18 protein-coding genes and 1 riboswitch are annotated in these 26,021 nt (G+C 65.6%); of the genes, 10 read left to right on the top strand and 8 right to left on the bottom strand.

Translation table 11 applies throughout. The annotated features are described in order from the left end of the window. Positions 1-74 precede the first annotated feature (74 nt). The 5 genes from ACEF39_RS17230 to thiC all read right to left on the bottom strand — a co-directional run bounded on the left by ACEF39_RS17230 (position 75) and on the right by thiC (position 9,229). Complete coding sequence (locus tag ACEF39_RS17230; RefSeq protein ID WP_500285935.1) at positions 75-2,963, bottom strand: TonB-dependent receptor; 2,889 nt, start codon at positions 2,961-2,963, stop codon at positions 75-77. Between the two features lie 49 nt (positions 2,964-3,012). Then, positions 3,013-3,912 carry a helix-turn-helix transcriptional regulator gene (locus ACEF39_RS17235; RefSeq protein WP_108266180.1) on the bottom strand — a complete coding sequence of 300 codons (900 nt, stop codon included), beginning with the start codon at positions 3,910-3,912 and terminating at the stop codon, positions 3,013-3,015. A 115-nt stretch (positions 3,913-4,027) separates the two neighbouring features. After that, entirely contained in the window at positions 4,028-6,352 is a 2,325-nt protein-coding gene (locus ACEF39_RS17240) for a winged helix-turn-helix domain-containing protein (protein ID WP_500285936.1), read from the bottom strand. Between the two features lie 259 nt (positions 6,353-6,611). Next, on the bottom strand, positions 6,612-7,283 hold the full coding sequence (locus ACEF39_RS17245; RefSeq protein WP_500285937.1) for an ion channel: 672 nt from the start codon (positions 7,281-7,283) through the stop codon (positions 6,612-6,614). Positions 7,284-7,384: 101 nt separating this feature from the next. Beyond that, positions 7,385-9,229: a phosphomethylpyrimidine synthase ThiC gene (thiC, locus tag ACEF39_RS17250; RefSeq protein ID WP_500285938.1), complete on the bottom strand. Its 1,845-nt coding sequence runs from the start codon at positions 9,227-9,229 to the stop codon at positions 7,385-7,387. Positions 9,230-9,322: 93 nt separating this feature from the next. Continuing rightward, a riboswitch (TPP riboswitch) is annotated at positions 9,323-9,424 on the bottom strand. A gap of 267 nt (positions 9,425-9,691) precedes the next feature. On the opposite strand from thiC, the gene ACEF39_RS17255 reads away from it, so the two are divergent. Further along, positions 9,692-11,269, top strand: coding sequence for a BCCT family transporter (locus ACEF39_RS17255; RefSeq protein WP_500285939.1), 1,578 nt, complete (start codon positions 9,692-9,694; stop codon positions 11,267-11,269). A gap of 548 nt (positions 11,270-11,817) precedes the next feature. On the opposite strand, the gene ggt is transcribed toward ACEF39_RS17255, so the two are convergent. Then, positions 11,818-13,536 (bottom strand): gamma-glutamyltransferase, encoded by a 1,719-nt coding sequence (ggt, locus tag ACEF39_RS17260; protein WP_500285940.1) that lies wholly within the window; start codon positions 13,534-13,536, stop codon positions 11,818-11,820. A 735-nt stretch (positions 13,537-14,271) separates the two neighbouring features. Here ggt and ilvC point away from each other — a divergent pair. The 9 genes from ilvC to leuB all read left to right on the top strand — a co-directional run bounded on the left by ilvC (position 14,272) and on the right by leuB (position 23,923). Beyond that, a complete protein-coding gene (gene ilvC, locus ACEF39_RS17265) occupies positions 14,272-15,246 on the top strand; it encodes a ketol-acid reductoisomerase (protein ID WP_500285941.1) in 975 nt (324 codons plus the stop codon). A 37-nt stretch (positions 15,247-15,283) separates the two neighbouring features. Next, a complete protein-coding gene (ilvG, locus tag ACEF39_RS17270; RefSeq protein ID WP_500285942.1) occupies positions 15,284-17,020 on the top strand; it encodes an acetolactate synthase 2 catalytic subunit in 1,737 nt (578 codons plus the stop codon). Beyond that, positions 17,004-17,255 (top strand): ACT domain-containing protein, encoded by a 252-nt coding sequence (locus ACEF39_RS17275; RefSeq protein ID WP_100462699.1) that lies wholly within the window; start codon positions 17,004-17,006, stop codon positions 17,253-17,255. Before ilvG ends, ACEF39_RS17275 begins: the two co-directional genes overlap by 17 nt. A gap of 96 nt (positions 17,256-17,351) precedes the next feature. Beyond that, positions 17,352-18,443 (top strand): threonine dehydratase, encoded by a 1,092-nt coding sequence (locus ACEF39_RS17280; protein ID WP_500285943.1) that lies wholly within the window; start codon positions 17,352-17,354, stop codon positions 18,441-18,443. Then, complete coding sequence (locus ACEF39_RS17285; protein WP_500285944.1) at positions 18,440-20,026, top strand: 2-isopropylmalate synthase; 1,587 nt, start codon at positions 18,440-18,442, stop codon at positions 20,024-20,026. Before ACEF39_RS17280 ends, ACEF39_RS17285 begins: the two co-directional genes overlap by 4 nt. 10 nt (positions 20,027-20,036) lie before the next feature. Beyond that, positions 20,037-20,816: a class I SAM-dependent methyltransferase gene (locus tag ACEF39_RS17290; RefSeq protein ID WP_500285945.1), complete on the top strand. Its 780-nt coding sequence runs from the start codon at positions 20,037-20,039 to the stop codon at positions 20,814-20,816. 59 nt (positions 20,817-20,875) lie between these two features. Then, entirely contained in the window at positions 20,876-22,294 is a 1,419-nt protein-coding gene (gene leuC, locus ACEF39_RS17295) for a 3-isopropylmalate dehydratase large subunit (protein ID WP_500285946.1), read from the top strand. After that, complete coding sequence (leuD, locus tag ACEF39_RS17300; protein ID WP_500285947.1) at positions 22,294-22,872, top strand: 3-isopropylmalate dehydratase small subunit; 579 nt, start codon at positions 22,294-22,296, stop codon at positions 22,870-22,872. Before leuC ends, leuD begins: the two co-directional genes overlap by 1 nt. After that, positions 22,862-23,923 (top strand): 3-isopropylmalate dehydrogenase, encoded by a 1,062-nt coding sequence (gene leuB / locus ACEF39_RS17305; RefSeq protein WP_500285948.1) that lies wholly within the window; start codon positions 22,862-22,864, stop codon positions 23,921-23,923. Before leuD ends, leuB begins: the two co-directional genes overlap by 11 nt. 97 nt (positions 23,924-24,020) lie before the next feature. On the opposite strand, the gene ACEF39_RS17310 is transcribed toward leuB, so the two are convergent. Beyond that, positions 24,021-25,097 (bottom strand): hypothetical protein, encoded by a 1,077-nt coding sequence (locus ACEF39_RS17310; protein WP_500285949.1) that lies wholly within the window; start codon positions 25,095-25,097, stop codon positions 24,021-24,023. Positions 25,098-25,194: 97 nt separating this feature from the next. Then, entirely contained in the window at positions 25,195-25,968 is a 774-nt protein-coding gene (locus tag ACEF39_RS17315; RefSeq protein ID WP_500285950.1) for an SDR family oxidoreductase, read from the bottom strand. Positions 25,969-26,021 lie beyond the last annotated feature (53 nt).

A 26,021-nucleotide genomic window follows, 5' to 3' on the forward strand; every position in this document is an offset into this window, starting at 1 on the left:
TTGCCCGACCGCGCAAACAAGAAGGGCGGACCTTGCGGCCCGCCCTCCTTTTTCTGCTGTCACGCTTCGATGGATCAGAAGCGCTGGGTGTACTTCATGTAGTAGTAACGACCGATGTCGAAGCCGCCGTAGTACGAGAAGCTCGAGTTCGGCTGGCTGTACATGACCGGGCCTTCGTGATTGAACACGTTGTTGGCACCGACCGAGACCGTGGCCTGCCACGGCAGGGTGTAACGCACCTGCACATCGTGGAAGGTGTTCGAACCGACCTTGCGGGTCGGCTGGCCCAGGGTGTAGGACGAGCTGAAGTCAGGCAGGTTGCACTCGGTGTCGTAGGAGCACGGCTCCTTCATGCTCGAGTAGTAACGCACCGCCCAGTTGACGCCCAGGTTGCCCAGGCTCCAATCGACATTCAGGTTCGAACGGACGCGGAAGTTCGCACCCCAGTCGCCGGTTGCCCAGCTGGTGTGCTGCTCGACCGGGGTCTCGGCTTCGTTGTCGCGCTTGTACTCGAGGTAATCGACGTAGGTGGTCTTCCAGTCAACCACGATCTTGCCGAAGGAGAACTCCGGCAGGCGGTACTTGATGCCCAGGTCGTAACCTGCGGTTTCCTGGTAACCACCGTTGATCAGGGTACGGGTAACGTCGACCACCTGGTTGACGGTACGGCCTTCGGTACCGCGGCTGAAGCGGTCACACGCCGACGCCACACCCAGCACGTAGCACTGGTTGAGGATCGAGGTCACCGACTCGGCGGCGATCACGTTGTCGATGCGGATCTTCCACCAGTCCAGGCTGACGTCCAGGCCCTGCACGAAGTTCGGGCTGTAGACCAGGCCAGCAGTCCAGGTCTTGGAGGTTTCCGGCTGCAGTTCCGGGTTGGAACCCGACTCGAAGGCACTGTAGGACTGGGTACCCGGACCGGTCGACTGTGCGCCACCAGAGGTGATCTGGCGGAAGTTCGCCGGAACGCCACGTGCGCCGCAGGCCGCGGCAACCGACGGGTTGCGCGAAGCCGAACCGAAGCTGCTGTCGCACGGATCGGTGTAGGCGTCGAAGGTCTGCGAGGTGCCGCCGTACATGTTGGCGATGTTCGGCGCGCGGAAGCCCGTCGAATAGGTCGCACGCACCAGCAGGTCGTCGATCGGCTTCCACTTCAGGCCGAACTTGCTGTTGATGGTGTCGCCGAAGGTGTTGTAGTCCGAGTAGCGACCGGCCATGTCGAGCGACAGTTCCTTGGCGAACGGCATGTCGGCCAGCACCGGCACGTTCAGTTCGACGTAGAACTCGTCGAGCTTGTAGCTGCCCTTGGTCGGCGCGCCGGCCAGGTCGGTGCTCAGGCCCGACTGCAGCAGTGCATCCGGGTTGTACTCACCGCTTTCCTGACGGTGCTCGTAACCGGCGGCGATGGCCAGGTCACCTGCCGGCAGCGTGAACAGCGAGCCGGAGATGTTGGCGCTGTAAGCCTTGGTGGTGTTGGTGTAGGTGTCGTGGCTCGGCAGGAACAGGTAGGCCTGCAGTGCCGGATCAGCCAGCGAGCCGTTGCCGGTGGAGCCGTACGGTGCGAGCGGGTTCCACGGGGTGCAACCGGCGATCACCTTGCCCGGGGTGCCGCAACGGGCAACGTCGCCATCCATGAAGGACGGGCCGACGGCGTTCTGCACGTTCGGGATGAACAGGTTGCCGGTGCCGGTCTTGACGCCCTTGTTCTGGTTATAGACGTAACCCACGTCCCAATCCCAGAACTTGTCAGCGAATTCGAACGAACCTTCCAGGCCGGCCGAGAAGCGGAAGGTTTCCTGCTCGGATTCGGTCTGGCGCGGGAACTCGGAGGTGCGACGGATGAAGTTCGCGTCCTTGCCCAGCGGGTTGTAGATGCTGTCGCCCGACAGCGGGGTGCCGTAGACCTCGGACTGGTACGGGTAGCCGGCGATCTGCGAGGTCGCGGTGCGCTTGGTGTACAGCACGTTCGCGGTAGCGCGGATGTTGTCGGTCAGGTCGTAGTTGCCGTTGGCAAAGACCGAGCGACGGGTCAGCTTGTTCTGCAGCCACATTTCCTGGCTGGCATTGGTGTAGTCGGCGGTGCCGAACTCACGGAAGTCGCCCATGCCGTTGCCGGCACCGGTATTGGCACGGGTGTACCAGATATCGTCGTTGGCGTCCTTCGGGGTACCCATGTCGTCGATCAGCACGCCATGGTTGGATGCCGGCGACCAGCCGTTGGCATCGTCGTCGGTCGGGAACGGATGGAAGCGACCGTTCGGGTAGCGGCTGAAGGAGCGGTCCTTGGCCTGGACCTCGTCTTCCTTGCTGTACTCGGCGCCGAAGGTGATCGAACCGCGCTCACCGGTCTGGCCGTAGACGAAGTTGTAGACCTGCTTCTGGCCGTCGCCCTGGCCATACTGACCACCGTAGACGCTGGCTTCCAGCCCGTCGAAGTTCTTGCGGGTGATGATGTTGACCACGCCGGCGATGGCGTCGGAACCATAGATGGCCGATGCACCGTCGGTCAGCACTTCGATGCGTTCCACGACCGAGGTCGGGATCGAAGCCAGGTCGGTGTAGCCGCCGGTGCTGGTGCCCATGCGCTTGCCGTCCAGCAGCACCAGGGTGCGCTCCGGGCCGAGGTTGCGCAGGTCGACGTACTGGCCGCCGACTTCTTCGCCCGAAGACAGGGCATCGGCGCGGCTGATCGCCGGCGAACCGGTCGCCGACAGGTTCTGCACGATGTCGGCAACGCTGGTGAAGCCCTGCTTTTCAATATCGGCGCGCTGCAGCGCGATCACCGGCTGCGCGGTTTCCATGCTCGCCTGGCGGATACGCGAACCGGTGACCGAGATGCGGTCCAGGTCGGTCGTGCCGCCGGCAGCTGCGTCCTGCGCCGAAGCGAAGGACGGTGCCAAGGCAAGCGCAATGCCGGCCGGCAGCAAGCCGAGCCGCACTGCGGGAATACGAACGTTCATCAATCTCTCCAAGGTACGTGTTAGTAGCGTGTTAAAACGCCGTAGCACGTTACGATTGCGTTGCAGCGCTGTATTTGCGCGACACAACCGGAGACTTTGCGGAGTGTGGCGGAAGCTGTCCATCGTTCTCGCGGAAGCGCGAGGCGGACTGGCCGTAGCGGGCGCGGAAGGCACGCGCGAAGCTGCAGCAGTTGTCGAAACCGCTGGCGGCAGCGACTTCGCCGACCATCATGTCGGTGTCGCGCAGCAGATCGGCCGCGCGCTCAAGGCGCAACCGTGCCGAAAGCGACTGCGGGCTTTCCTCGTACAGGCTCTGGAACGTCTTGGAGAGATACCAGCTGGAGAAGTTGGTCAGCTCGGCCAGTTCGCCGATGCGCACCACACGGTGGCTGTTGCCCTCCAGATACAGGCGCGCGCGCTGCATGCGGCCGAACACCTGGCGCTTGCGACTACGCGAGCGGCCGGGGCAACGCTGTACGTTGTCTGCCAAGCTGCGCTGCAGACCGGCCAGATGCAGCAGCAATGGACGCAGCGCCTGCGCCGGCTGCCCGCTGGCGAGGGCGTCACGCCACAGGCGCAGCGCCACGCGTGCATCGGCCCGGTTCATCAGGCCGCGGCCGGCGTACAGGCCGCAGTCGGCCATTTCGGTCAGCACGCGCAGCGCTTCGACGTTCAGGTTCATGCCCACGCACAGGCCGTTGCGTCCGGCTTGGACCAGCGGTCTGGACTCCTTCTCGAACGCGATCCACTCGCCCTGGCGAAGGCGGAACCGCCCTTCCTTGGCTTCCACCCACGAGGTGCCGCGCACCTGCATCCAGACGCTGAAGCTGGTGCCGGCGGTCTGCAGGCTGCCGAGGCGGGCAACGCCCATGCAGGTCGGCGCGACATCGTCGATCGCCTTGTCCAGGGATACGGTTTGGCCACGATCAGCCAGCGAGAGTTGACGCATGAGGGCACCACGGATTTGCCAAGTACAGGCCTCCGTTTTGCCAAATCAGGTGGCAGCGCGTCAGGAAAGACTGCCGAGATCGCCACGAATTCGCGGCGAGATCGTCACGAAGAAATTACGAAGGCCCTTTCTCGTTCAAGATCAACAATTTGGAGAATGCAGGGAACAGCGTGGGCGGTTGCTCGGGCAGTCGCATCACACCGATGTCGGCACCATCGCTGATGGCCAGGGCCAGGTACAGGCTGTTTCCGTCGGTGCTGGCGCTGAGTCCATTGCCCGCGCTCAGGCGCTGCGCGTCCAGGCAGCGCTCCGCTTCTTCGCGTCCGGACTGGATACGGACCAGGGTCGTGCCACAGCTGGCACTGCTGCCGAGGTAGTCGATGCTACCGTTGCCGGCCACGGTCCAAGTCCGGTAGCGCCAACGGCTGGGCCGGTCCTCGCTGAGCTGCTGCACGCTGGCCGGGGTCAATGCAGCGTCCACCGACCACAGCCCGCCCGCTGCCAGCCGGGTGAACAGCACCCGCCCGCTACTGCGGTCGAAACGCGCCTGCGACACGCCCTCCAGGCTGGCCAACCGCCGCCAGGGCTGCGCGCTGCGGTCGAACAGGCTCAAACGGGTGTGCTGGTCGGCATCACGTTCAACCACCAGCAGTTGCTCCGCGTCTGCACCGTACAACGCCTGCAACGGCTGCTCGGCGGGGACCGGAAGGCGATGCAGCTGTTCGTCGCGCGGAGCGATCTCGTAGACAACCGCTTCCCCGTGCTCATCACGGCCCACCACCAGCAGATGCCGGCTGTCGGCCGACCAGTCCGGCGCTTGCCGTGCTTCTGGCTTCAGCCCCTCGATCGGCCGCAGCGACTCCGGCCGCTGCATGTCGGCCCACCACAGCGCAAAGCTGCCGGAACGATCGGAACTGAACACCAGCTGCCGTCCATCCGGCGCCACCATCGGTTGCCCATCGCGGCCGCTGGAGGCAAACAGACGCTCGCCTGCACCACCCTGCGCGGGCATCCTGAACACGCCGAACTGCGCGCGCCGATGCACGAACGCCAGCATGTCGCCGCGGCGGGAGACCGCCGGCCACTGCGCATCGTCGAGCCCCGCGTCGCGCAGCGTGCGGCGCTCGACGTTGAGGTAGTACAGGCGCGCTTCGCTGTCCACGCGACGACCGAACACGATATGTCGACCGTCGCCCAGCCATGCCCAACCGCGCAGCTCGGCCGATTCGGTCGTCAGCTGCTCGGGCGTGCCGCCGCTGGCAGGCATCCGCCACAGGTCGCCCAACTGAGGGTTGCGGACAAACACCAGCCATTTGCCATCCGGGGAATAGCGCGGGGCGTAATCGAAATCATCTTCGTCGACAGCGTAATCCAGCGCACGCCATTGGCCGCTGGCCAGATCGAGCACGCGGATGCCGCGATGGGCATAGCGACCAACCATGCTGCCGAAGACCAGGCCGCGGCCATCGGGTGTCCAGTCGAAACTCAGCAACTCGGTGCCGTCGCAGCGCGTGGCCTGGCGCACGGCGCCGCCGGTGGCACTGGCGATCAATACCTGGCAGCTGTCATCAGCACCAAAGCGGGCGAAGGCAATTTCGCGGCCATCCGGCGACCAGTTCGGGAAACGGTCGCTGGCACCTGCCGGAGGCGAAAGCAGCTGGCGTGCGGGCGCGTTGCCGGAGGTCTGCACCTTGATGGCATTGCCGCCGGCGCCATCGTCGTTGGCGCCTTCGTAGGCGACCTGCGATCCATCAGGCGAAAGTGTGGGATAGGTCTCAAAACCGGCCGTGGCGGTAATCAATCGATACGGTCGCTCAGGGCTTCCGATCACCCGCGTGCCGTTCTCCACTGCCGCGTCCACCGGAGAGTTCGCCGGTGCCGGGCGGCGCAGCAGCAGTACGCTCAATACCACCAGCGCAAGCAGCATCACTACGCCAAGCGCCAGCAGCAGGCGACGGCGGAGACGCCGCCAGCGGCGACTGCCGCGTTCAACCACGGGCGCGCCGACGGGGGCGACGGCATCCGGCGCAGGCGGTGGCGGTGCAGACGATTCCTCGGCAACAGCGATCGCATCGGTCTCGTGGTCCGCCAGCGGCTGCACCGGCACAAGCAAGCGGTAGCCGGTCTTGGCGATGGTCTCGATGTACGCCTGGCCGTTGTCGTCGTCGACGCTGAACGCCTTGCGCAGTTGGGTGACAGCCTGGGTCAGCACATCGTTGGTCGGCAGCGTGTCCGGCCACACTTCGGCGAACAGCTCGTCACGGGTCACCACCCGCCCCGGCTGTCGCATCAATACGCGCAGCACGCCCAGCGACTTGGGCGTCAAACGGCGTGTACGGCGGGCACCGGCGACTTCGACCTCACGCGAGGACAAAGTAACAATGCACTCACCGACGCGGACGCGGTCGGATTCAGGCGATTGGATTTCGCTGTTGATCATTCGTTGCTATGGGGCTGAAACAGGCCGCGAACACTGTTCACCATCGATCCCTTCCCATCCTTGGCACAGCAAGAAGCCAGATTCCGCACAAAGCATCGGCGCATACCGCAAAAAAAACGAAGCCTCCGGATATTAGCCTATGCCGGTTACCTCGCCTATCGCGTGGTCGACATCAGGCTCTCTCTCGCCGACGCATTCACATAATAAGCATCATCATTCGCGCCCTTCTGGGCGCGATATTTTTATCTGGCGTTCATTTTCAGAAGCGTTTCAGCATGGTCAGACCGACCAAGCGCGAAACCACCAGTGCTACATACATGACGCCGGAAAACTGCTCCAGCATCACCAGCGCGCGGGCCTGCGGATGCAGTGGCACGACATCACTGAGACCTACCCCCGACAATAAGCTGAAGCTCAGATAAAGCAGCTCCATCCATGTGCGCTGCGCTCCACCAATGCCGCCCTGGAAACTGCCCGGATACCACTGCTGACATACGGCAAAGGTAAAGGCGAACGCCCATGCCAACAACGTGAACGTGGCACCAGCGGCGAACAGCTCGTCGCGGGTCACTTTGTGGTCCTGCAGCATGTAGGCGATCAACGCACCGGCGGTATAGAAATACAGCAGACTTTCCAGCAGTTGTGCAGTGATGCCCAGTGCAGGCCGATCGAGCAGGGCCGCGGATAGTGAAAACACCACCGCCGGAATGGCCAGCACCAACGCCAGCCATGTCCCCAGCGGACTGCGCTGCACCACCCACAGTGCCAGGCCGAGCACGGCCATGCCGAACACGCCTACTGCCGCGCGCCCGGCAGCGGTTTCGTCCAACGCCGGGTACAGCAGTACCGACAGCAGCTGTGCGCCGAGCAGCCAGGCAGAGGGATGACGGCGGGCGATGGCCAGCCAGCGGGTGGTGACAGCAATGGGCATGGTTCCGTGTCCCCGGGGAACGATGGGGCGAGGATAGCGGCATGTCGGTGAGATGGGTGACTGGACGGTGCCGGGCATGACCCGGCACTGCCCCTCTGCGATCAGCCCTGCTGGTACACCTCGGCGCCGGCCGCACGGAACTGCTCGGACTTTTCCTGCATGCCCTTCTCGGCGTACTCGCGCACATCCTGGGTGATCTTCATCGAACAGAAATGCGGGCCGCACATCGAGCAGAAGTGGGCCAGCTTGTGCGCGTCCCTGGGCAGGGTCTCGTCGTGGAATCCCTTGGCCTTCTCCGGGTCCAGGCCAAGGTGGAACTGGTCTTCCCAGCGGAATTCGAAGCGTGCCTTGCTCAGCGCGTTGTCACGCACCTGCGCACCCGGATGCCCCTTGGCCAGGTCAGCAGCATGGGCGGCGATGCGATAGGCCATGATGCCGTCGCGCACATCCTGCCGGTTGGGCAGGCCCAGGTGCTCCTTCGGCGTGACATAGCAGAGCATGGCAGTACCGAACCAACCGATCATTGCCGCGCCGATCGCGCTGGTAATGTGGTCGTAGCCCGGCGCGATGTCGGTGGTCAGCGGGCCGAGCGTGTAGAACGGTGCCTCGCCGCACTCGCGCAGCTGCTTGTCCATGTTCTCCTTGATCAGCTGCATCGGCACATGGCCTGGACCTTCGATCATGGTCTGCACGTCGTGCTTCCAGGCAATCTTCGTCAACTCGCCCAGCGTTTCCAGCTCGCCGAACTGCGCGGCGTCGTTGGCATCGGCGATGCAGCCCGGGCGCAGGCCATCGCCCAGCGAGAAGGTCACGTCGTAGGCCTTCATGATTTCGCAGATGTCTTCGAAATGCGTGTAGAGGAAGTTTTCCTTGTGGTGGGCCAGGCACCACTTGGCCATGATCGAACCGCCACGACTGACGATACCGGTAACCCGCTTGGCGGTGAGTGGCACATAGCGCAGCAGCACGCCGGCATGGATGGTGAAGTAGTCCACGCCCTGCTCGGCCTGTTCAATCAGGGTGTCGCGGAAGATCTCCCAGGTCAGCGCTTCGGCGCGGCCGTCGACCTTCTCCAGCGCCTGGTAGATCGGCACCGTACCGATCGCCACCGGCGAATTGCGGATGATCCACTCGCGCGTTTCGTGGATGTGCTTGCCGGTGGACAGGTCCATCACCGTGTCGCCGCCCCAGCGGATCGCCCACACCAGCTTTTCCACTTCCTCGGCAATGCCCGAGGACACCGCGCTGTTGCCGATGTTGGCGTTGATCTTGGTGAGGAAGTTGCGGCCGATGATCATCGGCTCGCTTTCCGGGTGATTGATGTTGTTGGGCAGCACCGCACGGCCGCGGGCGATTTCCTCGCGCACGAATTCCGGGGTGATGAACTGCTGGATCGACGCGCCGAATGCCTCGCCCGGATGCTGCTGCAGCAGTGTGGCATCACGGATCGCCTGCAGCCGCTGGTTCTCGCGGATGGCGACGAATTCCATTTCCGGGGTGATGATGCCGCGGCGCGCATAGTGCATCTGGGTGACGTTGGCGCCGGCCTGCGCGCGACGTGGCAGGCTGCGCGCGGGGAAACGCACCGGATCCAGCTTCGGATCATGCTCGCGCGCGCGGCCGAACGAGGAGCTGAGGCCGTCGAGCTGCTCGGTGTCGTTGCGCTCCTCCACCCAGCCACGCCGCAGTGCCGGCAGGCCCGCAGACAGGTCGATGCGCACGTCCGGATCGGTGTACGGACCGGAGGTATCGTAGACGGTGACCGGTGCGTTCTCTTCGCCACCAAACACGGTGGGTGTGCGGGTCAGCGCGATCTCGCGCATCGGCACCTGCAGGTCCGGGCGCGAGCCGGGCACGTGGATCTTGCGCGAGCCGGGTATGGGCCGGGTCACGGATTCGGAGAGTTGCTGGGCCTGTTGTTGCAGGGCGGAGAGCTGTGCGTTCATCGGGCATCGTCCAGGAAGGTCAGGGACGAAGCGGCGGCGCACTGCCACCGCGCCCGGACGGCACCAGGGCGCTCCTTGGGCAGGTTCCGGGTACGGCTGCATTGCGAAGCTTCCCTACGCCGGTATGAGCCGGATCAGGTTCCAAGGGACTATCTCAACCGTGGCCACAAGGCCGCGGTACCCCCGCTTCTTGGCGTGCATTAGAGCATAGACCGCCTGCCTCCGGGGTTGCCTCCGGGGTCAGATCCGTTTCCTGCGGAAAACGGATCTGACCCCCAATCGCCATTCGTTAACACAATCGTGACGTCGCATTCAGTAACGTGCACGTGCGCCGCACCGTTGCAAGCGGTGCTTTCCCTGCCGCCATCGCGGCTCCTGTCCGGTACGCGCACGCTGTCGCTGGACCACTCCCTGCAAGCTTTCGCTCGCTCCCCTCAATCCCTTGATCGGAGAAGCTCCTTCATGGTGTTTCGCATTTCCATCGCACTGGTGCTTGCCCTGGCGCTGCTGGCCGGCCTCGCGCCCGGCCCCTTCAATACCGTCGTGCAGGCGGCGCTGGCTGATGTCATCCGCAGCGTCGGTTGGCTGTACCTGCTGGTGGTATTCCTGGCACTGGTATTCCTGATGTACCTGGCCTTCGGCCGCTTCGGCAACCTGCGCATCGGTGGCGAAGACGCCGAACCCGAGTTCTCGCGCGCCAGCTGGATGTCGATGCTGTTCGCCGCCGGCATGGGCATCGGCCTGGTGTTCTGGGGAGCGGCCGAGCCCATCTCGCACTTCACCAAGCCACCGGAAGGCCTTTCGCCACAGAGCATGGATGCTGCGCGGGCATCGATGCGTTATGCATTCTTCCATTGGGGACTGCATCCGTGGGCGATCTATGCACTGATCGGTCTGGCGATGGCCTGGTTCCAGTTCAACCGCAATGGACGCGGGCTGGTCAGCGATATGCTGCAGCCGATCATCGGCCGCCACCATCGTGGCTGGATCGGCCGTGTCGTCAACATCGCGGCGGTGGTCGCCACGGCGATCGGCGTGGCGACGACGCTCGGCTTCGGCACCATCCAGATCGCCGCGGGCGTGGAGCGCGTGTTCGGCCTGCAGGCTACGGTACCGGTGCAGATGACGATCATCGCCATTGCCTTCGTGCTGTACATGGCCTCCACCGCCAGCGGCGTGGAGCGCGGCGTGAAGTGGCTGTCCAACTTCAACCTGGCGCTGGCCGCGTTGCTGGCCGCGACCGTACTGGTGCTGGGACCGACCGGATTCATCTTCGATACGTTCACCACCACGCTGGGCTCCTACCTCAACCAGCTGGTGACCATGAGCCTGCGCATGTCGCCGTTCTCCGGCAGCACATGGGTGGCAGACTGGACGATCTTCTACTGGGCCTGGTGGATTTCGTGGGCCCCGTTCGTGGGTTCCTTCATCGCGCGCATCTCGCGCGGCCGCAGCGTGCGCGAGTTCGTGATCGGCGTGGTGTTGGCACCAACCCTGCTGGGCTTCTTCTGGTTTGCCGTGTTCGGCGGAACGGCACTGTGGGCACAGATCTTTGGCCACGCCGACCTTGTGCAGGCGCTGGGCAATGGCTATGAGACGGTGCTGTTCACCCTGTTCGACAGCCTGCCGGCATCGCTGATGCTGTCGGCGGTGGCATTGGTACTGTTGACGATCTTCTTCGTGACCTCGGCCGATTCGGCGGTACTGGTGCTGGCAAGCATGTCCACCGACGAAGCCGGGGATCCACCGCTGAAGCGCAAGCTGGCGTGGGGCATCGCGGTAGCGTTGATTGCGGCGGCATTGCTGCTGGCGGGTGGGCTGGAGGCGCTGCAGGGAATGATCACGATCGCAGCATTGCCGTTCGCACTGCTGATGGTGCTGGTGATGGTGTCGCTGTACCGGGTGCTGGACCAGGAGTACACGCGGGAGCGCCGGCAAGCACAGCGCCAGCGGCGCATGATCGATGCGTGGATCGCGCGCGAGATGGCGGCACAGGAAGAGACCCAGGCGGAGGCGGCGCGCGCGCAGGATTCGGATTGAGGGTGTTTTGCAGCCTGCGGCTGCACCGCTTTTTTCAAGCAACGGCAACAGCACAAGCGGCTCTGGGTTTCTGCTGGTTGGGCGGGGCGGTATGGGTGGGCAGGACACGCCGTAAACCCGTCCATGGGGGCTCGATGGCGCCATCCATGGCGCCAACGGTCCTGCCCACCCACACCGCCCCACCCCTGACAGTTGCCCGGTGACGGCAGTAGATCCACGCCATGCGTGGATGAAGGTGTATCGGAAAACAAGAAGGGGTCGGATCCGTTTTCCTCTGGAAAACGGATCCGACCCCAACCATCAGCACGCGGCTGTTGCCTTTGCTTTTGCTCTTCTTCTTTCTATTCCTGCGGTGGAGGCCGCAGGAAACTGTCAGGGGCCGGGCGGGTGGGCTGGGCGGGGGTGTCAGCCGCATGGATGCGGCTGCCAAGCCTCCAAGGACGGATTCACGGCGTCCCCCGACCAGCCCACCCGCCCGGCCCAATTACATGATCCCGCTTCTACGAACCCCCACCGCAGAGGGGGCTCAGCCCGTTGGCCGGGAAACCTCAATACCCCGCCGCCTGCCCATCCTTGCGACTCTCCGATGCGCCGTAATACACGCCCGTTTCCGGATCACGCAGGATCGCCTGGTAGCCGCCATACGGACCATCGGCGAACACCACGCGATGCCCCTTGCGCATCAGCGCACGAACCGTCTCGTACGGGAACCCGGTCTCCAGATTGACCTCGCCGCCATCGGTCATCGTCGTCGCCTGCCCGGTCGGTTCGGTCGAGCCCTCGTGCTGGATGCGCGGCGCATCGCCGGCTTCCTGCAGGTTCATGCCGAAGTCCACCAGGTTCATCACGATCTGCGCGTGTCCCTGTGGCTGCATCGCACCGCCCATCACGCCGAAGCTGGCGTACGGCTTGCCGCCCTTGGTGATGAAGGCCGGAATGATGGTCTGGAAGGGGCGCTTGCCCGGTGCGTAGCCATTGGGATGGTTCCTCTGCAACACGAACATCTCGCCGCGATCCTGCAGGATGAAGCCCAGCCCCGGCGGTGCCATGCCGCTGCCCATGCCGCGGTAGTTGGACTGGATCAGCGACACCATCATGCCGTCGGCGTCGGCCACCGTCATGTAGATCGTGTCGCCCTCTTCCAGCTGCTTCGGCGTACCCGGCTGTACTTCCTTCAGCGCCTTGTCCATCGAGATCAGCGCGCGGCGCTGCGCGGCGTAATCCTTGGAAATCAGCTTCTGTACCGGCGCCGGCTGGAACGCCATGTCGGCGTAGAAGCGCGCACGGTCGGCGAAGGCCAGCTTCTTTGCTTCCACGAACAGATGCACGTGTTCGGGTGAGCCGAACGGAATCTTCGAAAAGTCGTAGCCTTCCAGTACGTTGAGGATCTGCAGCGCGGCAATGCCCTGGCTGTTGGGCGGAAGCTCCCACACGTCATAGCCGCGGTAATTGCTGCTGACCGGTTCAACCCACTCGCCATGATGATCGGCCATGTCCTGGTAGCTCAGGTAGCCGCCATTCTTCTTGAAGTAATCGCCGATGGTGTGGGCAATGTCGCCCTTGTAGAAAGCATCACGCCCGCCGTCGGCAATCTTCTGCAGGGTGTCTGCCAGGTTCGGGTTCTTCCACATCTCGCCCTTGCGCGGGGCATGGCCATCGATGGTGAACTGCTCATTGAAACCCGGATACTGCGACAGCTTCGGTACCGAGCGATCCCAGTAATAGGCGATCACTTCGGCCACCGGATGACCTTCGCGCGCGTAGCGGATGGCTGGCGCCAGATTATCGGCCATCGACTTGCGGCCGAACCGGTCGTGCAACGCGAACCAGCCATCCACCGCGCCCGGCACCGATACCGGCAGCGGACCGGTGGCCGGGATCTCCTTCAGGCCCCGACGCTGGAACTCGGCCAGGGTGAGCGACTTCGGCGAGCGGCCGGAGCCGTTGTAGCCGTAGAGTTTCTGCGTCTTCGGGTCCCACACGATGGCGAACAGGTCGCCGCCGACGCCGTTGCCGGTGGGTTCCATCAGGCCCAGCGCTGCGTTGGCAGCGATGGCGGCATCGACGGCCGAGCCACCGGCCTTCATCACGTCCAGCGCGATCTGGGTGGCCAGCGGCTGCGAGGTGGCGGCCATCGCATGCGGGGCGATCACCTCCGAACGGGTGGCGAAGGTGTGGCCGGTGATACGGTCGGCAGCCTGGGACAGCATGGGCACGGCAGCCAGCACGGCAGCAGCCAGCAGGGAACGGGCAAGACGTCGGGACACGGTCGGGTTCCGATGGAAGGGTGGTGACCCGATCTTCGCTGCTGCGGCGATCAGGGGCCATCGGGCATAGGTCATGGACGCCTCATGGAGGGCGCCATTGCCACGAACGCATCGCAATGCGCACGGAACCTCTCGCGGCACACGGGGCCCTGCACGACCCGGCGAGCGCAGCTGGTATCGCCGGAATCCGCGCAAAAAACCCGTCGAAAAGAGTGAATTCGGGTTCACCGAAACACTTTCAGCGGCAACCATCCTTGTGCCACAAGCGATTGCACTGCATGCAGTGGAAACTGACGGGAATATCGCTGCGAGGGTTGACAGCGCGGAAACGGCTGTGGTTTTCTCGATCACATGTTGCATCACAACACGCCACCGCGAACCCACATCGAAGCCGCCGATACCGGCGCCGCCTCGCTGCGTTCGATTCTTGTGCTCGTACTTATTACCCAACCAACAGGTGCGGGACGAGCCAGCGTGTAAGCAGCAAATACACCGGAACTCATCAAAACCCGCACCCGCCCAGGTGCGGGTTTTTTCATTTCAGGACCTGGTTTCAGACGCAACCACCATGACCAACACCCATCCCACAACCCGGACCCGCTGCACCACGAACCCTCGTGGTGGCAGTACCTGTGCGATGCGCGGCGCTGCCCTCCCCGCTTTTCCCTGACCGGCCGGTACGTCGATTCGACTGCCGGCCGTCTTTTTTCTTCCCACCCGCAAGGAACCTCCCCCATGAGCACCAACGAACTGCCCCAGACCAAGATCGCCGTCATCGGCTACGGCAGCCAGGGCCGCGCGCACGCGCTGAACCTGCGTGAATCCGGCTTCGATGTGGTGGTAGGCCTGCGCCCGGGCGGCCCCACCGAGGTCAAGGCGCAGGCCGATGGCTTCACCGTGAAGGCACCGGCCGATGCGGTGAAGGATGCCGACCTGGTCGCGGTGCTGACCCCGGACATGGTGCAGAAGAAGCTGTACGAGGACGTGCTGGCGTCGAACATGAAGCAGGGCGCGGTGCTGCTGTTCGCGCATGGTCTGAACGTGCACTTCGACATGATCAAGCCGCGCGAAGACCTGGACGTCGTGCTGGTCGCACCGAAGGGCCCGGGTGCACTGGTCCGTCGCGAATATGAAATCGGCCGCGGTGTGCCATGCATCTGGGCGGTCTACCAGGACAAGAGCGGCAAGGCCGCCGAGTACGCACTTGCCTATGCGGCCGGCCTGGGTGGCGCACGTGCCAACCTGATCCAGACCACCTTCAAGGAAGAAACCGAAACCGATCTGTTCGGTGAGCAGGCGGTGCTGTGCGGCGGCGCTTCGGCACTGGTGCAGGCGGGCTTCGAGACGCTGGTGGAAGCCGGTTACCAGCCGGAAATCGCCTACTACGAAGTGCTGCACGAACTGAAGCTGATCGTCGACCTGTTCTACGAAGGCGGCATCTCGCGCATGTTGGAGTTCATCTCCGAAACCGCGCAGTACGGCGACTATGTCAGCGGCCCGCGGGTGATCGACGCTGGTACCAAGGAACGCATGAAGGAAGTGCTGAAGGACATTCAGGACGGCACCTTCACCAAGAACTGGGTGGCCGAGTACGAAGCGGGCCTGCCGAACTACAACAGGTTCAAGCAGGCCGACCTGGAGCATCCGATCGAGAAGGTAGGCAAGGAACTGCGCGCCAAGATGGTCTGGTTGCAAGGTCAAGCCGCGTAACAACGCGGCACCCCCACCCGCTCTGCAAGGTTCCCCCATGAACTCTCCCACACACCGCAGCGCGCCGCCCAACGGCGCGCGCTGGCTGACCCAGGCGCTGGAGGCCGAGGGTGTCCGTACGCTGTTCGGCTACCCGGGCGGCACCATCATGCCGTTCTACGACGCGCTGGTGGATTCGTCGCTGAAGCACATCCTGGTGCGCCATGAGCAGGGTGCGGCACTGGCCGCCAACGGCTTTGCGCGCGCCAGTGGCCAGGTCGGCGTCTGCGTGGCGACCTCCGGGCCGGGCGCGTCGAACCTGGTCACCGGCATCGCCGATGCGATGCTCGATTCGGTGCCGATGGTCTGCATCACCGGCCAGGTCGCCACGCCGCTGCTGGGCACCGATGCGTTCCAGGAACTGGATGTGTTCGGCCTGACGATGCCGATCGTCAAGCACAGCTGGCTGGTGCGCAGCGTCGATGATCTGCCGCGCGTGGTGGCCGATGCCTTCCGCATCGCCCGCGAGGGCCGTCCCGGCCCGGTGCTGATCGACCTGCCCAAGGATGTGCAGCTGGCCGATGCCAGCCACCTGCCGGCGCACGTCCCGGCCAGCGTGGAGCCGCCGCCAGCCGCCGACGCCGACGCCATCGCCGAGGCCATCACCGCATTGGCTGCGGCCGAAAAGCCGGTGGTCTATGCCGGTGGCGGCATCGCCCTGGGCGATGCCGTGCAGGACCTGCGCGCGTTCGTCGAAGCCAGCGCCATTCCTACCGTTATGACCCTGCGTGGGCTGGGCGCGCTGCCTCCCCAGCACCCGCAGTCGTTGGGCATGCTGGGCATGCACGGCACCCGCGCGGCGAACATGGCCGTGCAGGAGAGCGACCTGCTGCTGGTGCTGGGTGCGCGCTTCGATGATCGGGCGACCGGCAAGCTGGCCGAGTTCGCGCCCTTTGCCCGCGTGGTTCACATCGATGCCGATGCGTACGAGATCTCCAAGCTGCGCAGCGCCGATGTCGCCGTGCCCGGCAACGTCGGTCACGCCATCCGCGCCCTGCGTGCGGCCTTCCCCTCCCCCAAGGCCCACCAGGACGCATGGCGCAAGCGCTGCGCACAGCATCGTGATCGTTTTGCCGCACGCTACGACGCGCCGGGCCAGCACATCTACGCCCCGGCGCTGCTGAAGCGCCTGAGCGAACTGGCGCCGGCCGATACCGTGGTGGCCTGCGACGTCGGCCAGCACCAGATGTGGGTCGCGCAGCACTGCCGCTTCAATCATCCGCGCAACCACCTGACCAGCGGTGCGCTGGGCACGATGGGTTTTGGCCTGCCGGCGGCGATGGGCGCGCAGTTCGCCTGCCCTGAGCGCACGGTGGTGCTGGTGTCCGGCGATGGCAGCTTCATGATGAACGTGCAGGAGCTGGCGACCATTGCCCGCTGCCGCCTGCCGGTGAAGATCATCCTGCTGGACAACAGCTCGCTGGGCATGGTGCGGCAGTGGCAGGAGCTGTTCTTCGCCGAGCGTTACAGCGAGATCGACCTGTCCGACAACCCGGACTTCGTGGCCCTGGCCAAGGTGTTCGGCATCGCGGCCACACGCATCGACGCGCGCGATGACGTCGAAGGTGGCCTGGCCGCACTGCTGGTCGAGCCGGGCCCGGCCCTGCTGCACGTGGCCATCGATGCACGCGCGAACGTGTGGCCGCTGGTGCCGCCCAATACCGCCAACAGCACCATGCTGGAAAGCAACCCTGCACATGCACGCCAGGAGATCCCCAATGCAATACCGGCTTGACCTGGTGCTGCAACCGGCCGAGGGCGCGCTGCTGCGCGTGATCGGCATGGCCGAACGTCGCGGTTTCGCACCGCGCGCGATCACCGGTGCGCCGGTGCCCGCCGACGATGGCCGTTGGCACCTGCAACTGGTGGTGGACAGCCAGCGCCCGCCGGAAACACTGTGCCGGCAGATGGAAAAGATCTACGACTGCGTTTCGGTGCAGATGACCGCACTGGAAGGAGTATCCGCATGAACGCCCGTACCGTATTCACCACGGTGCCGGTACGGAGGCGTCTTCTTCGCCGCCCGTGCCCGTATGCGGTGGTCGGCAACACCCTGCTGGTGGCCCATGCCGGCCGCTGATGCCAGCAAGGAAAGCGATGTCGGCGACGTAACCGTTGCCGACGTATTGGCTGCGCAGGCCCGCCTGCGCCGCTTCCTGCCGCCCACTCCGCTGCATCATGCCGAGCGCTTCGGCACCTGGCTGAAGCTGGAGAACCTGCAGCGCACCGGCTCGTACAAGGTGCGCGGCGCGCTGAATGCCCTGTTGGCCGCCCGCGAACGTGGCGATACCCGGCCGGTGATCTGCGCCTCGGCCGGCAATCACGCGCAGGGCGTGGCCTGGGCCGCCTATCGCCTGGATGTGCCGGCCATCGCCGTGATGCCGCATGGTGCGCCGGCCACCAAGATCGCTGGCGTCGCCCATTGGGGCGCAACCGTACGCCAGCATGGCAGCAGCTATGACGAGGCCTATGCATTCGCCGTCGAACTGGCACAGCGCCATGGCTACCGCTTCCTCTCTGCCTTCGACGATGCCGATGTCATCGCCGGCCAAGGCACCGTCGGCATCGAGCTGGCCGCGCATGCGCCGGACGTGGTGATCGTACCGATCGGCGGTGGCGGCCTGGCCTCCGGTGTCGCCCTGGCGCTGAAGTCGCAGGGCGTGCGTATCGTTGGTGCGCAGGTCGAGGGGGTCGATTCGATGGCCCGCGCGATCCGTGGCGACGTGCGCGAGATCAATCCTGTGCCGTCGCTTGCCGACGGCGTGCGGGTGAAGATCCCCGGCTTCCTGACCCGCCGCCTGTGCACCTCGCTGCTGGACGATGTGGTGATCGTGCGCGAAGCCGAACTGCGCGAGACCCTGGTGCGGTTGGCACTGGAAGAACACATCATCGCCGAGGGCGCCGGTGCGCTGGCACTGGCCGCCGGGCGTCGCGTCGCCGGCCGCCGCAAGTGCGCGGTCGTCTCCGGCGGCAACATCGATGCCGGCGTGCTCGCCGGCCTGCTCACCGATATCCGCCCGCGCCCGCCACGCAAACCGCGCCGACGCCGGACGGAAACTCCGCGCTCGCCCGGCAAGGCGACCGCCACCGCTTTCCCACCGCCTTCCCCTTCCCCCCTGCAAGCCGTCGCACCCGCTGTCGAGGAGATTTCCCTGTGACCACCATCGAACGAATTACCACCCCGCGCATCCGCATCTTCGACACCACCCTGCGTGACGGCGAGCAGTCCCCCGGCTGCAGCATGAGCCCGCCGCAGAAGCTGGTGATGGCGCGTGCGCTGGACGAACTGGGCGTGGACATCATCGAGACCGGCTTCCCGGCCAGCTCGCAGTCCGACCGCGAAGCGATGGCCCTGATCGGCCGCGAACTGCGCCGCCCGAGCCTGAGCCTGGCGGTACTGTCACGCTGCCTGCAGGCGGACATCGAGACCTCGGCGCGCGCGCTGGAAGCCGCTGCCAACCCGCGCCTGCATGTGTTCCTGTCGACCAGCCCGCTGCACCGTGAGCACAAGCTGCGGATGACGCGTGAGCAGGTACTGGAGTCGGTACGCAAGCATGTATCGCTGGCCCGCTCCTACATCGACGATGTCGAGTTCTCCGCCGAGGACGCCACCCGCACCGAGCTGGATTACCTGATTGAAGTCTCGCGCGTGGCGATCGCTGCCGGCGCCACCACCATCAACCTGCCCGACACCGTCGGCTTCACCACGCCGGAAGAAATCCGCACGATGTTCCAGCAGGTCATCGCGGGCGTCGCCGATGTGCCCAACGCAGGCAACGTGATCTTCAGCGCACACTGCCACAACGACCTGGGCCTGGCCGTGGCCAACTCACTGGCCGCCATCGAAGGTGGCGCGCGCCAGGTCGAATGCACCGTCAACGGCATTGGTGAACGCGCCGGCAACTGCTCGCTGGAAGAGATCGCGATGGTGCTGAAGGTGCGCCAGGCGTTCTACGAGCAGGACACCGCCATCGACACCCCGCGCATCGTCGGTACTTCGCAGCTGCTGCAGCGCCTGGTCGGCATGCCGGTACAGCGCAACAAGGCCATCGTAGGCGCCAATGCCTTTGCCCATGAATCGGGTATCCACCAGCACGGCATGCTGCGCCACCGCGGCACCTACGAAATCATGCGTCCGGAAGACGTGGGCTGGGAGGACTCGCAGATGGTGCTGGGCCGCCACAGTGGCCGTGCCGCCGTCGAAGCGCGCCTGCGCGCACTGGGCTTCTGGCTGGAAGAAGACGAGCTGAAGCTGGTGTTCGAGCAGTTCAAGGGCCTGTGCGAGCAGCAGCGCGTGGTCACCGACGCCGACCTGCAGACACTGATGCAGGGCGGCTCCAACGCACAGGGCTACCGCCTGGCCTCGATGACCATCAGCGATGTCGGCAGCCGTGCCAATGCGCTGGTCGAACTGTCCGACCCGGACGGCAACCGCGTGGCCGAGACCGCACAGGGCGATGGCCCGGTCGATGCACTGTTCGGCGCGCTGTCGGCCGCTACCGGCGTGCAGCTGATGCTGGACAGCTACCACGTGCACAGCGTCGGCATCGGTGCCGATGCGCGCGGCGAAGCCAACCTGAGCGTGCGCCACGAAGGCGTCGAGTACGACGGCACCGGCACCAGCAAGGACATCATCGAAGCATCCGCGCTGGCCTGGCTGGACGTAGCCAACCGCCTGCTGCGCCAGCGCCAGGCCAACGCCGGCGTCAGCACTGAAACACCTGCCACTGCCACCGCCTGAGGAATCCAGGATGAGCGCCTTCGACACCGCAACCGCCACCAGCAGCGCAGGCCAGCAGTGGAATGCCCAGGACTATGCGATCGACGCCGGCTTCGTGCCGACCCTCGGTGGCGCCGTAGCGCGCCTGCTCGACGCGCGGGCCGGCGAGCGCATCCTCGACCTGGGCTGTGGCGATGGCGTACTCACCACCGAACTGGCCCTCAGCGGTGCACACATGCAGGGCGTCGATGCTTCACCGGAAATGGTGATCGCCGCACGTGCACGGGGCGTCGATGCGCGGGTGATGGACGGCCACGCCCTGACCTTCGACGGCGCGTTCGATGCGGTGTTCAGCAACGCAGCGCTGCATTGGATGCCCAACCCGGACCGCGTGCTGGAAGGCGTGCGCCGCGCCCTGCGCCCCGGCGGCCGTTTCGTCGCCGAGTTCGGCGGTCATGGCAACGTGGCCACGATCGTTGCCGCCGTGCAGGCCGCGCGCGTCGCCCATGGCCAGGGTGCCAGCACATTCCAGTGGTACTTCCCCACCGCCGATGGCTACGCCGAACGCCTGCGCCAGCATGGCTTCCAGGTGCGGCTGATCGAATGCCTGCCACGCCCGACCGCACTGCCGACCGGCGTTGCCGGCTGGCTGCGCGTGTTCGCCGCACCGCTGCTGGACGACCTGCCGGCCGAGGCGCGCGCCACGGTGCGCGATGCCGCCACCGCCCTGCTGGCCGATCTGCCGCGCAACGCCACCGGACAGCCGCTGGCCGACTACGTGCGCCTGCGCGTGCTCGCACGTCGGCGCTGACCTGACCCTGCTACTTTCTCTTCGATGTCCGCTACTTCGTACTCCTGCCAGGCAAACGCATGACTTCCGCACCCCGCACCCTGTACGACAAACTGTGGGACGCCCACGTGGTGGTTCCAGAAACCGACAGCGCGCCCGCCGTGCTGTATATCGACCTGCACCTGATCCATGAAGTGACCTCGCCGCAGGCCTTCACCGAACTGCGCGAGCGCGGCCTGAAGCCGCGCCGTCCGGACCGGACCAAGGCGACGATGGACCATTCCACGCCGACCCTGCCAGCCGCCGCCGACGGTACGCTGCCCTACGCCAGCGCTGCCTCCGAAGCGCAGGTCGCCATGCTGGCGCGCAACTGCGCCGAGCACGGCATCGAACTGTTCGACATGGCCTCGGACAATCGCGGCATCGTCCACGTGATCGCCCCGGAACAGGGTTTCACCCAGCCCGGCATGACCATCGTCTGCGGCGACAGCCACACCTCCACCCACGGCGCGTTCGGGTCGCTGGCCTTCGGCATCGGCACCAGCGAAGTCGGCCACGTGCTGGCCACGCAGTGCCTGCTGCAGCGAAAGGCCAAAACACTGGCGATCACCGTCGATGGCGAGGTCGCACCGGGTATCGGCGCCAAGGACGTGGTGCTGCACATCATCGGCGTGATCGGCGTGAATGGCGGCACCGGCCACGTGATCGAGTTCCGCGGCAGCACCATCGAAGCGATGGACATGGAACAGCGCATGACCCTGTGCAACATGTCGATCGAAGCCGGTGCACGCGCCGGAATGGTCGCTCCCGACCAGGTGACGTTCGACTTCGTTGCCAATACACCACGTGGCCCGAAGGGCGCCGACTTCGACGCCGCCGTGGCCCGCTGGACGCAGCTGCGCAGTGATGAAGGCGCGCGCTTCGACAGCGAGGTGCACATCGATGCTGCCGATATCCGCCCGACCCTGACCTGGGGCACCCATCCGGGCACCGCCATCGCTGTGGACGCGCCGATCCCGGCGGCCAACGATGCCGCCGCGCAGAAGGGCCTGGATTACATGCAATTCCAGGCGGGACAGACGCTGGCCGGCACACCGGTGGACGTGGTCTTCGTCGGCTCCTGCACCAACGGCCGCCTGAGCGACATGCGCGAAGTGGCGCAGGTGCTGCGCGGTCGTCGCGTCGCCGAGCGCGTGCGCATGCTGGTGGTCCCCGGCTCTGAAATCGTCAAGCGCCAGGCCGAGGCCGAGGGCATCCACGAGATCGTGCGCGCGGCCGGTGCCGAGTGGCGCGAGCCGGGGTGTTCCATGTGCATCGCCATGAATGGCGATCTGGTCGCCCCCGGCCAACTGGCGGTCAGCACCAGCAACCGCAATTTCGAAGGCCGCCAGGGCCCGGGCTCGCGCACCCTGCTGGCCTCGCCGATGAGTGCCGCCTGGGCCGCCGTGCAGGGCCACGTGGCCGATGCCCGTGAACTGTTCGCACAGGAGGTGGCCTGATGAGCGGCTTCCGTACCCTGCGTTCGGCCAGCGTGGTGCTGCGCCAGACCAATATCGATACCGACCAGATCATTCCGGCGCGGTTCCTGTCCACCACCGAACGCGCCGGGCTGGGCCGCAATGCGTTCAACGACTGGCGCTGGCAGGCCGATGGTTCGCCGGTGGCCGACTTCGCCTTCAACCAGCCGCACAACGCTGGCCGCAGCATCCTGCTGGCCGGGCGCAACTTCGGCTGCGGCTCATCGCGCGAGCATGCACCCTGGGCGCTGACCGACCTCGGCCTGCGCGCCATCGTCAGCAGCGAGATCGCCGACATTTTCCGCGGCAATTCGCTGAAGAACGGGCTGCTGCCGATCGTGCTGGACGAAGCCGACGTACAGGTGCTGATGCAGCGCCCGGACGATGAACTGACCATCGACGTGGCCGCGTGCGAGCTGCGCACGCCCGATGGCCGCATCTACTCCTTCCCGTTGGACGGCTTCTCGCAGACCTGTCTGCTGGAAGGCGTCGATCAGCTGGGTTATCTGTTGGGCCGTGTCCCTGAAATCGAACGTTACGAGAGTGAGCATGCACGCTGAGATTGTTGTCCTGCCCGGTGATGGCATCGGCCCGGAAGTGGCCGCCGCCGCGGTTGCCGTTCTGAACGCCGTCGCCGAACGCTTCAACCACACCTTCACCTTCAGCGAGCACGATATCGGTGGCATCGCCATCGACCGCCATGGCGAGCCGCTGCCGGCCTCGACCCTTGCCGCCTGCCAGGCCGCCAACGCGGTGCTGCTGGGCGCGGTGGGCGGCCCGAAGTGGTCCGACCCGAACGCCAAGGTGCGCCCGGAACAGGGCCTGCTGGCGATCCGCAAGGCGCTGGGCCTGTATGCCAACCTGCGTCCGGTGCGCACCCATGAAGCCGCACTGCACGCATCGCCGATCAAGGCCGAGCTGCTGCAGGGTGTGGACTTCGTGGTGGTGCGCGAACTGACCGGTGGCATCTACTTCGGCGACAAGACCCGCGATGCCGACAGCGCCAGCGATCTGTGCCGCTACACCGTGGCCGAGATCGAGCGCGTGCTGCGCAGTGGCTTCCGCCTGGCGCAGCAGCGGCGCGGCAAGGTCACCTCGGTGGACAAGGCCAACGTGCTGGAAACCTCACGCCTGTGGCGCGACGTGGCCACGCGCATCGGCCGCGAGGAGTTCCCGGACGTCGCGCTGGAACACCAGCTGGTCGATTCGATGGCGATGCACCTGCTGGCCAAGCCGCGCGAATACGACGTGATCGTGACCGAGAACATGTTCGGCGACATCCTCACCGATGAAGCCTCGATGCTGGCCGGTTCGCTGGGCCTGCTGCCATCGGCATCGCTGGGCGAGCCGGGGGCGGTGGGCATCTACGAACCGATCCATGGCTCGGCACCGGACATCGCCGGCAAGGGCATCGCCAACCCGTACGCGACGATCTTCAGCGCGGCGATGCTGCTGCGCCATTCGCTGGGGCTGGAAGCCGAAGCTGCAGCGGTGGAAGCGGCGGTGCATGCGGTGCTGGACGATGGCGTATTCACCGCGGATCTGGCCGCCAAGGGGCACGCAGTGAGCACGGCGACGGCCACCGACGCGGTGCTGGCCAAGCTGGGATGACACAGGCGGGTGCCGGGACATGCCCGGCACCCTTTGCATGTCAATCGGTAGCGCCGCCCTACCCCGCCTGCTGTTGGTTGCCCGGCATGAGATCAGCTCAGCGCGTGGTGCTGCGCGCGTAATCGCTGGTGCAACCGGCAACAACGCGGCCTTCGTTGGTGCGCATCACGATGTGCTGTGGGATCCAACTGCCACCGCTGAAAGCAACCGGCGGCAACAGGCGCTGCCAGGCAGCCTTGCCGCCCCTGTGCGAGGTGTCCAAGCCTGCCTGGGCAAGCACGGGCTCCAGCGCAACGTCACCAAGATCCGCGCCGAAGAAGCCACCGAACGCCAGCGCAATCGTGTGCGTGGAAACGCCGTACGCCTGGATGGGCGCCTGCAATCCGATCAGCAGCAGGTGCAGATCATCATCGCCGACGATGTAGTCCACCTCGTTGACCGAACGGACTTCCTGCGGCCATTCGAACTGCGGCTGTTCGTAAAGCCGCTGCCAGAACGCCTGCAGCCGGCGCATGCTGCCTTCGTCGGCGCGGCAGTGGATGGCATCCTGCAGGTCCTGGACTTCAACAACCGGCAGCTGACGTTCGGCTGCCCCGTTACCCCTCGTGGAAGGAGCGCAACCCAGTCGATAGCCGTCGCCCGCACTGCGCACGATGATAGGTGTGGAGGGCGTCGACCATAGCTCGAACGGCTCCTGCAGCGTGCTCGATTGCAGCCGCAAGCCGTACGCAGCGACGAGACGATCGCGCTGTGCGGGGTCCAGCGCAACCGAAAAACCGAACGCATCAGCGAACAGCCGCGGTACTTCGACACCGTGGACAGTCATCGACTGTGGCGGAGTGATGACGGTCACCCGGCGATCGTCATCCTCGCCCTCCTGCTCGAATCGCCAGTCGCGCAGGTACGGCAGTCGTTCGGCCGCGTCGGCATAGCGTGCCGCGCGCAGGCGGCTGACGACGGCCTGCTGGACGTCCGCGCTCGCGCCGCACTCAAGTACGTCCCGAAGGTCATGCAGGAACGGCAGAGCATCGGCGTCTGCCGTCTGCGCAGTGGCAGAGCCGCTGCAGGCGACCAGCAGCAGCGCCGAGGCGCAGGTCGTGCGGAAGAACATGGCAGGCGCTCCGGCCCTGGAACTGGCCGCTATTGTGCCCGTGAACGCCCTGAAGCTGTCCACTTGGGGATCAACAGTAGATCCACGCCATGCGTGGATGAAGCCAAGAGCATCCACGCATGGCGTGGATCTACGGCATGAACCCAAGCCTCGCGTGTCTCTACTTGGTGGTGTAGCCACCATTGACCAGGATGGTCTGCCCGGTCATCCACCAGCCGTCGGTCACCAGGAAGCGGATCCACGGCACGATGTCGGCGATGTCGGTCAGACCGGTACGGGTGAAAGCCGACAGCGCCGCAGCAGTCTTGTGGTAGGCCTGCGCATCGGCACTCTCGGCGGGATAGAAGAACGGCGTATCCATCGGCCCGGGGCCGATCGCGGTCACCGAAATCCCGCGCTCGCCAAACTCCTTCGATGCTGCGCGGGTGAAGTGTTCCACCGGCGCCTTGGTGCCCGCGTAGCTGGAGTAGAACGGCGTGAACGCGCCGAGCAGTGAAGTGACCAGCGTGCAGATGCGGCCGCCGTCGTTGACATGACGCCCGGCCTCCTTGAGAAAGAAGAACGCCGTCTTCGCGTTGACCGCGCTCATCTGGTCGTACTCCGCTTCGCTGATCTCCAGCATCGGCTTCTTCAGCACCTTGCCAACGGTGTTGATGGCGATGTCAGGGCGACCGACGGCGGCAACCGTGTCGGCGAACAGCCGCTCCATCGCCGCGGCCGAGGTCAGATCGGCCTGCAACGCCACGGCCTTTGCACCTGCGGCCTGCACCGCTGCAACGGTTGCCTCGGCATCGGCCTGGGTAGCAGCGCTGTTGTAGTGGATGACGATGGCCTGGGCGCCCTGCTCGGCGAAGTCGCGGGCGATCAGCCCGCCGAGGTTCTTGGCGCCGCCGGCGATCAGTACGGTCTTGCCCTTGAGGGAATGGTCGGTCATGGCTTCGGTCTCGGGAGGGGCCGCCCGGGGTGGCAACCCTGTGCTGACGACGA

Origin of the sequence: Stenotrophomonas indicatrix (genome assembly GCA_041545745.1) — a bacterium.
Lineage (GTDB): Bacteria > Pseudomonadota > Gammaproteobacteria > Xanthomonadales > Xanthomonadaceae > Stenotrophomonas > Stenotrophomonas indicatrix_A.